This window comes from uncultured Lacinutrix sp. (genome assembly GCF_947500325.1).
Lineage (GTDB): Bacteria > Bacteroidota > Bacteroidia > Flavobacteriales > Flavobacteriaceae > Lacinutrix.
Genome location: NZ_CANMRQ010000008.1, coordinates 99,499 through 114,375, shown reverse-complemented (window position 1 = coordinate 114,375; position 14,877 = coordinate 99,499). Strand labels below are relative to the sequence as shown.

General features: G+C 28.9%; 12 protein-coding genes and 1 tRNA gene. 7 read left to right on the top strand and 6 right to left on the bottom strand.

Annotated features, from left to right (window positions below):
• Positions 1-69: 69 nt before the first annotated feature.
• Positions 70-1,071 carry an App1 family protein gene (locus Q0997_RS11645; RefSeq protein WP_299889170.1) on the top strand — a complete coding sequence of 334 codons (1,002 nt, stop codon included), beginning with the start codon at positions 70-72 and terminating at the stop codon, positions 1,069-1,071.
• On the opposite strand, the gene Q0997_RS11640 is transcribed toward Q0997_RS11645, so the two are convergent.
• Genes Q0997_RS11640 through Q0997_RS11620 form a run of 5 tightly spaced genes read right to left on the bottom strand, consistent with a single transcriptional unit; the run spans position 1,068 to position 7,214 of the window.
• Positions 1,068-3,554: a hypothetical protein gene (locus Q0997_RS11640; protein ID WP_299889042.1), complete on the bottom strand. Its 2,487-nt coding sequence runs from the start codon at positions 3,552-3,554 to the stop codon at positions 1,068-1,070. The genes Q0997_RS11645 and Q0997_RS11640 overlap by 4 nt on opposite strands.
• A 46-nt stretch (positions 3,555-3,600) precedes the next feature.
• A complete protein-coding gene (locus Q0997_RS11635) occupies positions 3,601-4,215 on the bottom strand; it encodes a deoxynucleoside kinase (protein WP_299889040.1) in 615 nt (204 codons plus the stop codon).
• Between the two features lies 1 nt (position 4,216).
• Positions 4,217-4,996, bottom strand: coding sequence for a hypothetical protein (locus Q0997_RS11630; RefSeq protein ID WP_299889038.1), 780 nt, complete (start codon positions 4,994-4,996; stop codon positions 4,217-4,219).
• A 33-nt stretch (positions 4,997-5,029) separates the two neighbouring features.
• The gene (locus tag Q0997_RS11625) at positions 5,030-5,713 is read right to left on the bottom strand and encodes a response regulator transcription factor (RefSeq protein WP_299889036.1); all 684 of its coding nucleotides are present in this window, start codon (positions 5,711-5,713) and stop codon (positions 5,030-5,032) included.
• Positions 5,703-7,214: an ATP-binding protein gene (locus tag Q0997_RS11620; protein WP_299889034.1), complete on the bottom strand. Its 1,512-nt coding sequence runs from the start codon at positions 7,212-7,214 to the stop codon at positions 5,703-5,705. The genes Q0997_RS11625 and Q0997_RS11620 overlap by 11 nt, the downstream gene beginning before the upstream one ends.
• Before the next feature lie 119 nt (positions 7,215-7,333).
• Between Q0997_RS11620 and Q0997_RS11615 the strand changes: the two genes are divergently transcribed.
• The 6 genes from Q0997_RS11615 to Q0997_RS11590 all read left to right on the top strand — a co-directional run bounded on the left by Q0997_RS11615 (position 7,334) and on the right by Q0997_RS11590 (position 13,949).
• Positions 7,334-7,795 (top strand): hypothetical protein, encoded by a 462-nt coding sequence (locus Q0997_RS11615; protein ID WP_299889032.1) that lies wholly within the window; start codon positions 7,334-7,336, stop codon positions 7,793-7,795.
• 22 nt (positions 7,796-7,817) lie between these two features.
• Positions 7,818-8,630: a GLPGLI family protein gene (locus Q0997_RS11610; RefSeq protein ID WP_299889031.1), complete on the top strand. Its 813-nt coding sequence runs from the start codon at positions 7,818-7,820 to the stop codon at positions 8,628-8,630.
• A gap of 22 nt (positions 8,631-8,652) precedes the next feature.
• Positions 8,653-9,825: an aspartyl protease family protein gene (locus Q0997_RS11605; RefSeq protein ID WP_299889029.1), complete on the top strand. Its 1,173-nt coding sequence runs from the start codon at positions 8,653-8,655 to the stop codon at positions 9,823-9,825.
• A 152-nt stretch (positions 9,826-9,977) separates the two neighbouring features.
• Positions 9,978-10,958 carry a GLPGLI family protein gene (locus tag Q0997_RS11600; RefSeq protein ID WP_299889027.1) on the top strand — a complete coding sequence of 327 codons (981 nt, stop codon included), beginning with the start codon at positions 9,978-9,980 and terminating at the stop codon, positions 10,956-10,958.
• Positions 10,959-11,008: 50 nt separating this feature from the next.
• Entirely contained in the window at positions 11,009-13,762 is a 2,754-nt protein-coding gene (locus tag Q0997_RS11595) for a TonB-dependent receptor (protein ID WP_299889026.1), read from the top strand.
• Between the two features lie 105 nt (positions 13,763-13,867).
• A tRNA-Tyr gene (locus Q0997_RS11590) sits at positions 13,868-13,949 on the top strand.
• A 65-nt stretch (positions 13,950-14,014) separates the two neighbouring features.
• Here the strand turns inward: Q0997_RS11590 and Q0997_RS11585 are convergent.
• Positions 14,015-14,857, bottom strand: a complete 843-nt coding sequence (locus tag Q0997_RS11585; RefSeq protein ID WP_299889024.1) for a hypothetical protein — start codon at positions 14,855-14,857, stop codon at positions 14,015-14,017.
• Positions 14,858-14,877 lie beyond the last annotated feature (20 nt).

The following is a 14,877-nucleotide window of genomic DNA, read 5'->3' as shown; positions in this document are numbered from 1 at the left end:
ATAATTATAAAACCACGCTTTATGCGTGGTTTTTTGTTACTTTATGATATTAAATACGACCACTTATATATGTCAATATTTAAAAGAGATCCGCTGCAAATAATAGCATTTCAAAGCTATGGCACTAATACACATTTTTATATACGAGGAAGAGCTTTAGAGGATGAATCTATAGATTTAGAAAGTAAAGGCTGGTTTAGTTTATTAATCAATACATGGAAGCGTTTTGAGACAGATGAAATAAAACAAGCTTCATTAAATATTAAATTACCTAATGGAGTTGTATTGGAAACTAAAACCAATAATAAAGGTTATTTTAAAATAGAAGCGCAATTAGAAGGTTTAAAAAAATTAACTAATAATGAAGGTTGGCTATCTTGTGAAATTGCTTATAGTAATCTTAATCTCAATAGAAAAATTCAGAGAGAAAATTGTTTTGCAGCAGAAATTTTAATTCCGTCATCTAAAGCGCAATTTGGTATAGCTAGTGATATTGATGATACAATATTACATACAGGTGTGGTTTCTAAATTAAAATGGAGAGTATTATTTAATACCTTTTTTAAAGCTGCTAAAAGTAGATTGCCCTTAGAAGGAGCTGCAGAACTTTATCATTTATTACATAAAGGAAAAGATGGTAATAATGCAAATCCTATTTTCTACGTAAGTCATAGTCCTTGGAATTTATATCGCTATCTAGAATTGTTTTTAAAACAAAACAATTTTCCTAAAGGTCCTATTTTACTTCGTAGCTTTAGTAATATATTAAAGCGGAAATCTGAAAATGATAAGCCACAAAAGCAAAAAGAAATTATCAATTTATTAAAGACGTATCCAAGTTTGCCATTTATTTTAATTGGAGATAGTGGAGAACATGATCCTGATATTTATATTGAAATAGCAGAACAGTTTCCAAATAGGATTATAGCTATTTATTTAAGAAGTGTAAAACACAAAAAGAAAATGCTTAGGGTTGAAAATTTGCTAGAAAATTTTAAGTTAGTTCCTGCTTTACTAGTAGAAACAAGTGAACAAGCTATTATGCATGCTAAAAACAATGGTTTTATTTAATTAACTTTTAGTTTGTTTTTTAAAAGCTCATAAGTGTCAGAGAGATAAAAAGCACAAAGGTTTTTTATTCTTATAATAGTTTCTTGATAGTAGAACTCATCATTTTCATTAGTGCGTTCTAATAATTTAGATAGATTATATCTTTCAATATTTATGACCTCTTCTTCAAATAATTTAGAACTAGATATTATGCTTTTTATAGCAGCATTTAGATCATTACAAAATAATAAAGCAACTTTGTCTGCTATTATTTCCATTAACCTTGAAGTAATTAATAAATCTTGAGAGTTATTTGTTGTATTACTCTTGTTTAATGAGTTAATATTTAGTTTTTCTCCAATATCAATTATGTTTTGGCCTTTTTCTATAACATTAGAAGCTTTTTCTACTTTGTTAAATATTTTTGAGTACTTTTCAATATTGACAAAATTACCTAACATACCACCAATACTTCCTGCAAAAGGCAGTACTGTGAGTAAAACATTAATAACAGAAAAACCTTTTTCGGCAGCTCCACGCCAAACATCTGTTGATGTGATTTTTGAATGTTCAAAATAAATGTGAGCTAATTCTATAGCTATCAGAAATTTTAATTCATTAAAATTTAATTGTCTATCGCTGTTACTGTCTATAAAATCATTACCAATTATTAAATAATTAGGTTTTCCTTCTACTCCTATAATTACATTACTATAATTGGCTCTACCAATATAGCACTCAGGAGTGTTTATTTTTAAAGCATAACAAATGTTAGTAATGTCTTTATGTATATATGGGTAATTTGCCTTTGTTAGTTTATCAGAGAAAGCTATAACAGCATCATAATTTGGTTGCTTAATAGTCGCTATGTAAGTGTTTAAAGTATCAAAAAAGCCGTTAGCATTTTTAAAACATTCTGGGACAACATTTTTTAGAACTTGTGTTTTGTTTAGTTTATTATAATATTCTTCTTCATAATCAATATTATTATACTGCATATCTTTTAAATGCATAACATTGATTATAGTGTTAGCTTTGTTTTTGTAATTGTCAACTGTTTTTAAAGCTTCAATTCTTGATTGTAATAATGGTTGTAATTGAGCAAGTTTAATTAATGTTTTAGAGGTGTCTAGTTTGGCTTTCTTTTCAGACTCTAATATAGATTCTAAAATAGAAATTTTTAGTAATCGATCACTTTCTCCTTTTAAAAGATTTGTTTTATTTCCGGGTAATAGATCTGTAATACTGTCATCTGGTAATGTATCGTATATAGTGTTGTAAACTAAAATAGCTTTAGAGAAAAATGAGGCTTTAGTTAATGCTTTAGCATATTTTAAATTAAACTCAAATATGTGTTCTTCATTCTTTTCCTTTTCTAAGAATAATGTTCTAAAATAGGTTTGGTAATAGATACTGTTTTTTATAGCTGTAATGTCTTGAGTTTTGAAAAGCAGTTTAGATAAATCAAATTTTGTTTTGTAGCTTAATTCCCAAGAAATAACTATTTCTACTAGGTTGTTTCCAAATAAAGTTGAATCTATACTATGTTTCTTTAAAACATCGATTATAGGTTTTTCTTGTTTATCGTTTATTTTAAAAGACTCTAAATATTTGATGAGATCACTTTTTAGTTCATGGGTTTTTAAACTAGATTGTTTGTATTGAAAGTAATAAGCACGTGAGGCTAATTCTAAATATTCTGTTTTGTTATTGTAAGATTTAAGTAAGCAGTCTGTAAAGATGTCTAATCTGTTATTTGTAGCTTTAATTGCTGGAAGTATACTTGTGTAGTAATTATCGTTCATCAATTCAGTCAAGAATGTAAAAGAATCTCCAGAAACAGTATCTCTACCTATTGCTTCTTTGATTTTTATTTTTTCACTTGATATATTTATAGAGCTAAAACTGTCTTTAGTTGTCCCAATTAATAGTTTTTTAGTAGAAGTGAGTACAAAGTACCATTTAGTGTCTTTGGGGGTTTTAAGATCTTTTTTAAATGTGATACTACTAATGTTTAAAATAGCTAAAACATAATCATCATTATTAAGTTGATGAAATATATAGTTCTTTGTAAAAGGATTTGTTTCTTGAACAAAGTCAATGCCTTCTTTATTTCTTAACGCATATAAGCCGTCGTTTTGAGCTTCTAAAATATGGTTTTGAATGGCTTTAAAAACTTCAAGTTTTGATACCTCTGTTTTTAAAGGAATAATTGTTTCACTATAGTTGTCAAGTCTTATTGAAACCAATTCAGCAAAAACGGAAATAATATTTTCTTTTTGAAGAAAACGAAGTCTTGATGAAGTTAAGATATCTTTTTTTTCTTCGATATTAAAATCAATAATTAAACTATTTTCTTTAGATTTTAATTTATATGTTTCAATTTTAAAAGTTTCAAAAGAAGCTTTAATTATAGAGTTTAATGCTTTAAACGCGAAGAATGAGTTAACGAAAAGATAGGTTGTATTTTCTTTTTCATTAGTTGTTTTAAAAAAATTAAGCATAATTTGTGAAACTAGATTCGTTTATGCTACAAATTATAAGAAATATTTAAAAAAGACCATTAATTTCAGCGTCAATTTTATTCAGTATTAATCCTAAATCTTCCGGCTTATCTACAAAATCTAAATTGTCTACATCTATAATTAATAGTTTTCCTTTATTATAGCCATGTATCCATGCTTCATAACGTTCATTCAACCTACTTAAATAATCAATACTAATTGAGTTTTCATAATCGCGTCCACGTTTATGAATTTGAGCAACTAAATTAGAGATAGAACTACGTAAATAAATAAGTAAATCTGGGCCTTGAACAAATCCTTCCATAAGTTCAAATAGAGAAGAATAATTTTCAAAATCACGATTTGTCATTAATCCCATAGCGTGCAAGTTAGGAGCAAAGATATGTGCGTCTTCATAAATAGTACGATCTTGAATAATATCTTTACCGCTTTCGCGAATTTGCGCTACTTGTCGAAAACGACTATTTAAGAAGTAAACCTGTAAGTTAAAACTCCAACGTTCCATTTGATTGTAGAAATCATCTAAATATGGATTGTCTACTACGTCTTCTAATTGTGCTTCCCACTTGTAATGTTTAGCAAGTAATTTTGTGAGCGTAGTTTTTCCAGCTCCAATGTTTCCGGCAATGGCAACGTGCATATTATTTTAATTTAAGTTGGTATTGATAGAGTAATCCATCGGTGTAAATATAAAGGATTTCATTGGTTACCAAAAACTGATTTATTAACAAATTTTTAATGTCAATTGGTTTTATTACCTCTGTCTTTTTTGGGATATAAAACAAAGCATTATTCTTTTTTAAAAGTAGGTTTTCATCACTTTCTTTTATAGATGTATAACCAGTATTTTTAATTTTTGAAACTAAGCTTCCAAAATAATTATAATGATAGATATAATCATTAGTTAGTAACCAACAGGAATTATAATTGCTTGCTATGTCTATAACTTTAGTGGTAATAGGTAGTGTTTTGGCTCTAACAGTATTGTTCTTATAATCGTATAATTCTAATTGCATTAAATCTTGATTAAATATCCAAATAGTATTATCGCTTCCAGTAGAAACATGAGACACGTTTTTGTATGTGTCTATTTGGCTAAAATCTATTCTATAAATTTCTGCTAATCTATTATCTAGCAATATCACGGTGTTAAATGCTTTATAAAATATGTTTATTTTAAGAGGGTTAAAGCTGTTAGCCGATGTGATAGAGCCTAACTGTACATTGCTGTATTTTAGAAAGATGTTTTCTTTAGCCTTAATAAGAGTGTTGTTTTGCGTGTAAAATACTGTTTTAAAATTGTCTATACCAATAATAGAATCTGCATCAAAAGATGATTTGTTTAATAACTCCGTTTTAATAGCGTCTTGAGAGAATGCTAAATGGCCAAATAAAAACAGAATGTAATAGAGATACTTCATTATAGTTTGTAAAGTACAAAAATCAATCCACTTTTAGCAAACCAATTTATAACCAAAACCACGAACGTTAATAATTTGTATGGTTTCGTCTTGTTTAAGCTTTTTACGCAATTTTGTTATGAATACGTCCATGCTTCTTCCGCTAAAAAAATCGTCGTTACCCCAAAGTTTATTAAGAATTAATGAGCGGTTTAATACTTGGTTTTTATTTTTAGTTAAATGAAATAATAGATGTGCTTCTCTGTGCGTAAGTTGTTTCGGGGCTTCGTTTTTATATTGTAGTAATTGTTTTGGGAAATCGAATGTAAAGTCAGAAATAATTATTGTTTCAGCAGATTTTTGTGTTATACTGCGTTGCAATAAGTTTTGAATACGTACAATAAGCTCTTCAATGCTAAAAGGTTTTTTTAAGTAATCGTTACCACCAATATGAAAGCCTTCAACGACATCTTGAGTTTGAGATTTGGCAGTTAAAAAAATAATAGGAATTTCATTATCTATTTCTCTAATTTCTTTGGCTAGTGTAAAGCCATCTTTCTTGGGCATCATAACGTCCAATACTAATATTTTAGGTGTCTTAGTATGATATGTGTCTAGTGCTATTTCACCATTTTCACATAGTAATACATCAAAGTTTCTAGTTTCTAAACTTTCTTTAATTATCTGGCCTAATGCTGGTTCGTCTTCAGCTAAAAGAATAGTAGTCTTAGTATTCATTTGGAATAGTGATATTAAAAATTGTATTGTTAGATAGATCTACAGAGATGGTGCCACCATGTTTTTCTATAATTTTTTTAGTATAATATAGACCAATGCCAAAACCTTTTATATCGTGTGTATTGCCTTTAGGTACGCGATAAAATTTCTCGAAAATTTGGTTTGATTGTTCTTGAGTTAAAGAGTTTCCAGTGTCCGATATTGCTATTTCTACAATGTTTTCCTTTTTAGAGATATTCACTTTAATAGAATCACCTCCATATTTTACTGCATTATCTATAATATTATTGATTGCGTTTTCAAAGTGGAATCCATCAATTTTTGCAATGATGTCGTCAGGAGAAGTACTAAAACTTAATTCCTTTTCCTGTGTTTGCATTTGGTGTTTTTCTACTTGCAGATTTAGTAATTGTGAAATATTTATATTTTCTTTATTTAGCTCTAAATTATCACTGTCTAAAGTTGCAGTTTCTAAAAGTTTTTCTACCATAACATTTAACTTAGAGAGTTGGTTGGTTGATAGGTTTAAATATTTTTTTGTTTTCTCTTTATCGTCAATAACATTAAAATCTTTAATACTTTCTAATGCAACTCCAATCGTAGCAATAGGTGTTTTAAATTCATGGGTGATATTACTAATAAGGTCATTTTTAACTTCTGCTAGTTGCTTTTGCTTGTTTATAATGTTTAATAGATAAAATAAACAAGAGATAACGGCTAATACTAAAAGCGTAGATAATAAAATGCCAGATAAAATGCGTTTAAGAATAAGTTTTGTTTCATTTTTAAAATGAACATTTAAAATGCTGTTTTCAGGTAAAAACAAAGATTTTGATGAAGTAGATAAACCTTTGTTTTCTTCAGGTAAAGCATTAAATATTTGGATGTCTTTATTAGGATGATTAAAAGTAAGACTGTAATCTAAATTTAATGCTTTTCGGTTTAATTCTAATTGTAAAAGCGAATCTATGTCTTTTAGTTTTAAGGTGTCATTGGTGATTGAAAGTACCACTTTGGAAGTTAAAAATTCAAAATCAGGTTTTTGAGTATTATTACTTTTGAATTTAGAGGACTCAATTTGATTTTTTATGCTGTCTAATTTAAAAAAATGATTATTGTTATGTATTTCTTTGTTTAAAGAATCGGCTTCAAATCCGCGAATAATAGTAATGCCCTTAGGTAAGTTTCTAGAGATTGAATCAACCTTTTCTAATCCGTTTTCATCTATTTTTAATCCATTTATTATAGAGCTAAATTCGCCGCCTTCCTCAAAAAAATTGGCTTGGCTATTTCCATTTATAACAAAACCCATAGTGTTTTGTTTTGCTAAATTCTCATAATAGGTGTCTATAGAATTATCTAAACTAACCTGAACGTCATTAATAAGTTGCTGTTTATTTATTTGGTAATTTTTATAATTCCAATAGACTTGAATTGTTATTGTACTTATAATAACAAGTATTATAAAGTATAAAACCCACCTAAATTTAGTTGTATTCATAGGTCAAAAGTAAAGGTTAAATATATAGAAAACCAATCGCTTAACACTCGTTAACAGTAGTTAACTATAATAATTAAAATTCGTATTGATATTTGTAAGGAATTTAAACACAATCAAAAATGGAAATTTTAAAACAAAAACAAAATCACCGCATTAATAAAAGTAATGTGAGTAAAAAAATAGTAGCACTTTGCTTTGCTTTATTTGCTCTAAACGGTTTTAGTCAAACTAAACATTTGGATGCTCATAATAAACATTTAAGTATTCATAAGCAACATCTAAATAAGGGAAATGCTTATTCTAATGGAGAGGTTACCGATTTAAAAATTGAATTAAAAGTAGAGTCGCTTAAAGAACTTGAGAAATCTTTTAAAATTGATGATTTAGATGAGATTTTTACAGAAATAGATTCTAAAGGTGGTTTAGAATTTAAAATTACATGCCTAAAGAAAGAAGATGTCGAGTCTGGAATTACAAAACAATTGTCTTATAAGGTTACAGGTGGTGTTGAAGATAGAGAACAATTTTTTAAAAATGCAGAGAAAATTTATGAGGCAGCAAGGAAATACTATATAAATTAATAACTATTAAATATAATTAAAGATGAAACGAATAATATTATTATTAATAACATTTATTATTACAGGTTCTGTTTTTGCACAAGATTTTCAGGGTGTAGCAACTTATAAGTCTCATAGAAAATTAGATTTCAAAATGGATGATGCAAATATCGATTCTGAAATGCAAAAGCAGATTGCTGCTCAATTGGTTAAGCAATTTCAACAAGAATATACACTTGTATTTACAAAAGAAGAATCTATCTACAAGCAAAATAAAAGTTTAGCTGCGCCATCACCAAAACCATCTAGTGGTATTTCTATTACAGTATCAGGTAATTCAGATGTAACTTATAAAAATATAAAGGAGAATAGGTATACTAGAGATTCAGAAGTTTATGGTAAACGATTTTTAATAAAAGATTCTATAGAACCAAGAAAATGGGAGTTAGTAAAAGAGACTAAAAGTATAGGAGAGTATATATGTAACAAAGCTATTTTTAAAGAAAAATATGAAACTAAGACAATGACAACTGATGGTAATATTGAAACAGTTGAAAAAGATAGAGTAACTACAGCTTGGTATACAATGCAAATACCTGTAAATAATGGTCCTGGAGACTTTCAAGGTTTGCCAGGTCTAATTTTAGAAATTAATGATGGAGAATTGACATTAGTGTGTTCGAAATTAGTATTAAATCCTAAAGAAAAAGTTGATATTGTTGAGCCTAAAAAAGGAAAAGTAGTTACTCAAGAAAAGTTTGAAGCTATCATGGACAAGAAATCTCAAGAAATGATGGAGCAGTTTCATGGTAGAGGTAATGACGGTTCTAGATCTGTAATCCGTATTGGAGGGTAATTGTAAATAGCTAAATATATTTATGAAATTGATTTATAAAACAATATCGTTATTTCTGTTTGCTACTATAATTCAAGTACAAGCCCAAGTTGCTACTATCCCTTTTGAGTTAGATGGTTTAATGTATGTTAAGGTAAAAGTGAATGATAGTGATGAGGTGTTAAATTTTATTTTTGATACAGGTGCATCCGCAATAGTGTTAGATGAAACTAAAGCAAAAGAACTTGGGATAAAAGCAGATTATCAACAACCAGCAACTGGAGCAGGAGGAAGCGAAATGTATAATATAGCATTGTCACAAAAATTAATAGTAAATGATGTGGTGTTAAATGGGAAGCATATGGTTTTGGTAGATTTAAATAAAATATCTAAAAAGGCCAGTCAGAAAATAGATGGAATTGTTGGTGCAGATATTTTAAATGAATATGTAACTAGACTTGATTTTGATAAAGAAGAAATTGCACTATATAATAATGTTAAAGACGTAAAAAAATATAAAGAATATGTGTCAACAGATGTTGTACTTGGTTATGGTTTAATACCAGAAGTTGAACTTGAGTTTTTAATTGGGAATGATAAAAAATTTAAAGGGAATTTTCTTTTTGATTCTGGTGCTAATACAACTTTTTTATTGAACACTCCTTTTGCAAAAAAAAATAAAATAGAAACATTAATAGGGAAGACAATAGAATCTAAAGCAGAAGGATTGACTACCACTACAGTGTTTAAGATTGGTGCTGCTAAAAAAGTAAAATTTAAAAAATTTGAATTTGGAGAGATGCCAATAGATATAACAAACAGTGAATCTGGTGTAACAGCATCTCCAAATTACACTGGGATTTTGGGAATAAAAATTATAAAGAGGCTTAATACAATCTTAGATTATAGAAATAAGAAACTATATTTTAAAGCTAATAGCCAATATGTAAATGAATTTGAATTCCCATTAAGCGGATTCTCTTTAGTTAAAGAAGAAGGGAAAATAATGATTGAAAATGTGGTGAAAAATAGCGAGGCATATAAGAAAGGAGTAAGGGATGGAGATGAAGTCCTTTCTTTAAATGCAGAAATATCAAAAAACATAAAGAACTATAGGTGTCTTTTAAAAGAGGAAGGAAAAAGTGTAGTTGTAAAGGTGAAAAGCTTAGAAGGGAAAACGAAAGAAATTATTATTTTCTTAAAAAGATTGATTTAAGAAAACGAGAAGTTAGTTGAACAGAAAGAAGAGTTTGTTTAAAATCAAATTTTAAGAATAATTTAACGTATTTAAGCTAAACTTTTTTGGTCGTCAGTCGTCTTACAGTTATTATAACTGTAATTTTGAATAAATATCTAAGACACAAGACAATGAGATCAATAACGATTAAGACCATTTTAGCCTCTTTGGCTATTTTTACATCTGTATTTACGTTTGCTCAGGCAGATTTTCAAGGTGTAGCAACTTATGAATCTAAAACTACTATGGATATGGATGGGTTTGGAGGAAGACAAATGAGTCCAGAGCGAAAAAAAATGATAATGGAGCGTATGAAGAGTTTTTTAGAGAAAACATATACATTAACATTTAATAGATCTGAATCAACTTATGCCGAAGAGCAAAAATTAGCAGCACCAGGAGCGGGAATGGGTAGATTTGGAGGATTTGCAAGTAGTTTTACAGATGGTGCTAAGTATAAAAATGTTAAAGAAGCAAAAATTATTGAGGATAAAGAGTTTTTTGGAAAGCAGTTTTTAATTACAGACGATCTCACTGCTTTAGAATGGAAAATGACCGGCGAGACAAAAAAAATTGGTCAATACATGTGTATGAAAGCCGTTGCTATGAAACCTGTAGATGAAATGGATTGGTCAAATATGCGAAGAAGAAGAGGTAACCGAGATGGTAAAAAAGAAGAAAATAAAGGGAGTAGAAGTATTGCTGCAAAAGATGGTACAGCAAAAAAGATAAATGAAAAAGTAGAAGTTGAAGAAAAAACGGAAGATACAACTAAAGTCGATACTGTAGATTTAACCAAAAATCCTTTAGATTTAATTGAGACACCTAAGGAAGTAGAGGTAGTTGCATGGTATACAATGCAAATTCCAGTAAATCAAGGCCCAGGAGAGTATTGGGGTTTACCAGGTTTAATTCTTGAAGTGAATTCTGGTAAAACAACTATTTTATGTTCAAAAATTGTAATGAATCCTGATGAAAAAGAAGAGATAAAAAGACCTGCAAAGGGTAAAGAAGTAACTAGGAAAGAATATAACGAGATTATTAAAAAGAAAATGGAAGAAATGCGTGAAATGTACGGTGGTAGAAATCGTGGCGGTAGACGTGGTTTTTAATAAAAGTCTAATCTCATTTCTTTTAATTAATAAAATAACCAAACCAAATAATGAAAAACATTTTTACACTGTTACTTTTATTAGTGACAAGCACAACTATTGCCCAAATTAAATTTGAAGGCGTCGTAAAAGATAGTATTGGTTCTCCTTTAGAGCTTGCTAATGTTGTGGCAATTAATCAAGAAACTAAAGTCATGGATTCTTATGGTATTACTAATGATCAAGGGAAATTTAGATTGTCATTAGAAAAAAATAGCACCTATAATATACAGGTGAGTTATATAGGTTTTAAGACCTCGGAAGAGGTTTTAGAGACTAAAGAAAGCTCAATTTCTAAAGATTTTAATCTTAAAATTGATAATGCTTTGGAAGAAGTGGAGTTAGTGTACGAAATGCCTGTTACTATTAGTGGCGATACTTTAATTTATAATGCAGATTCCTTTAAAAGTGGTACAGAGCGTAAGCTGGAAGATGTGCTTAAAAAATTACCAGGGGTCGAAATTAATGATGAAGGCCAGATTGAAGTAGAAGGTAAACAGGTTAGTAAAGTAATGGTTGAAGGAAAAGAGTTTTTTGATGGAGATTCTAAATTAGCAACAAAAAATATCCCTGCAGATGCTGTAGATAAAGTTCAAGTGCTTAAAAATTATTCAGATGTAGGGCAATTAGGAGGTGTGACTAATAATCAAGATAATATTGCTATTAATATAAAGTTAAAAGAAGGTAAAAAGAATTTTTGGTTTGGTACTGTTACTGGAGGTGCTGGAGTAGCAGATAATAATGAATTATATATAGCGCAGCCTAAATTATTCTATTATAGTCCAGAGAAAAGTATAAATCTTATTGGTGATTTAAATAATATTGGAGAGGTAGCTTTTACTAGACGAGATTATTTTAATTTCTCTGGAGGTTTTCAATTGCCAAGTACTCAAAGTGGCACTAATTTAAATCTAGGAAATAATGGATTAGGTTTTTTGCAGCTTCAAAATAATAGAGCAAAAGATATCAATACAAAGTTTGGAGCAGCTAACTTTAGTATTTCACCAAATAAAGCATTAACACTTGGTGGTTTTGCTATTTTTTCTGGGAGTAAAATACAATTACAAGAAAATAGGAGTGTAGAATATATTAGTAATGATAATGACGTTATTACAAGGCCAGATGAAGACACTGCTAGTAACACAGAGCAAAAAAGTAACTTAGGGATGTTAAAATTGAATGCTAAATACAAGCCTAACACAAATAATCAATTAGACTATAATGTTTTAGGGCGTTTATCTAAGGAGACACAAGATCAAAATTTTGTATCCTCTTTAATAGGAGATATAGGTCAGGTAGAGGAGACTCAACCTTATAGTATTAGGCAGTCTTTAAATTATTATTATACTTTAAATGATAAGAATATTTTTGCATTCGAAGGGCAACATTTGCTACAAGACGAAGATCCATTTTATAATGCTGTTTTAGAAAATGACCCTACAAATAATAATTTGCCACCAGATATGCAAGATCCTTATGATATTACTGCTTTTGGCTTAGGGTTAAATGGCTTACAATCTAATTATGATGTCGCTCAAGAAAAAAGAGTAAAATCCAATCAGTTGGATGCTAAGGTTGATTATTGGAGAGTGTTAAATGCAAAAAGTAACATAAATTTTACTTTGGGTACAATTTATAGTAAACAAGACTTTAATAGTAATATTTTTCAAAATTTAGATGACGGTAGTGTATTTGATCCTACGCCGTTACCAGTTGTAAATGACGGTTTAGATACAAATGATACAGCTTATACCTTTAATGATGTCTATTTAGGGTTGCATTATCGATTTATAACTGGGATATTTACATTTACACCTGGAGTTTCTGCTCATGCATACACTTCTAAAAACACACAATTTAATGTAGAATATAAAGATGACTTTTTTAGGTTGTTGCCAGATTTCACAATGCGCATGCAGCTTAAAAAGAGTGAGAATATTATTTTCAATTATAGAATGCAAACGCAATTTACTGATGTGACTAATTTAGCAAAAGGCTTGGTGTTAAATAGTTATAATTCTATTTATAGCGGTAACCCTGAATTAGAAAGTGCAACGGCTCATAATTTAAATTTGGGGTACTTTAGTTTTAATATGTTTAACTATACTAATGTAAGCGCAAATATTAATTATACAAAAAATATAAATGGTATTAGAAATACCTCAAGATTTCCAGAAGGAAGTGTAATTACTCAGAGTTCATCGTTTAATTCAGATTTTGCAGATGAGAGTATAAATGTTTTTGGTAGGTTTCAAAGAAGATTTGGGAAGTTTAGAACAACTTTAAGAGGTAATTTTAACTATTCAAAATTTAATCAGTTATTTAATAATAGAGCAACGGTCAATGAAAGTTATATTCAGACTTATAATGTAGGGTTTAGTTCTAATTTTAGAAAAGCTCCAAATTTTGATATTGGTTACCGTTATTCTATTAATGATCAGCCTTCTGCTAATTCTAAATTCTTTTCACATGCGCCATCAGTAGAATTTGATGCCTTAATAGGAGATAGTTTTACTTTTAAAACAGATTATAGTTATAACGACTATAGAGATGAGGAGAGATCAATTAATACATATCAGTTTTGGAATGCATCCTTGTCATATAGAAAAAATGAAGATAGTAAGTTTGAATATGAGCTTAAAGCAACCAATTTATTAGATGCAAAATCACAGAGCACTACAAATTCTAATAATTTTTCAGTAAGTGCTACAGAGTATTTTATACAACCTAGATTCTTAACTTTTAGGGTTATATATAGTTTGTAATAGTAAATGTATTATTAAAAATGAAAGTGAATTTTTTTAAGACTCATTTTTTAATGAAATTGTTTTGTACAATAGCAAAACTGTAATATATTTGCGCTCGGTTTTGGGGAGATACTCAAGCGGCCAACGAGGGCAGACTGTAAATCTGCTGACTACGTCTTCGCAGGTTCGAATCCTGCTCTCCCCACAAAAAAGCTCAAACTTAGGTTTGGGCTTTTTTTTGTTTTAGATGTTGTTTTTTGGATTAGTATACTAGTAATAGTTATATGTTAGTGTGTTAATAAGGCTATTGTCTGTACTGTTATTTTTTATTGCATTTATTGGGTAATTGTCTGTATTGTACTCGTATATAAACGATTCTTGAGTTTTACTATTACTAACAATATTATTTGGAGATAATCTTATAAGGTCATTTGGTGAGTATCCTTTAATTAATGTGTATACTAATTTATTTGAATCCATAGATTCGGCAATTGGGTTTTTCTTGTCGTCGTAAGTAAAAGTATAAATGGTATTAGTTGTGTTACCATTAATAATAACTTCTTCGGCTCCTGTTAAGTTATTGTTATTGTCATATGTATAGCTTATGTTAGTTTTTGTAATGCTATTTTCTATGTAGGTGTAGTTTGTTATTTTTTTTAAATTATTAGATGCGTATGTGTATTTAAAAACACTTTCATTTAAAGACCTAGTAATAATATTGTTTTCAATGGTTATAGAATAAGGATTGTTGTATATGAAGCCAAAAGAAGTATAGGAATCTATGGTGTCATTATTGTATGTAATTACAATATGTGCTTCTTCAGAAACTATGGCAGTAACTTCTCTATTTAGCTTATTGTCATCTGTGTATTCGTATCTATAAGCAAAGTCATAACAGCAAGTGGTTGGTACTCTGTTTATTCTTTCTAATTTGCCATCAGCGTCAAAAATATAATCATAACTTCCATCATTTATTTCTTTAATAATAAGTATGTTTTCTGGTATTTCTATAATTTCATCTTGATCAGAATTTGTTAGGCCAGTATCAAGAGGTTCGTTATTGCAAGAAATGTAAAATATTGATAGAATTAAGAGTGTGATGCTTTTTTTCATAACAAGAGTTTCGTTTTTAG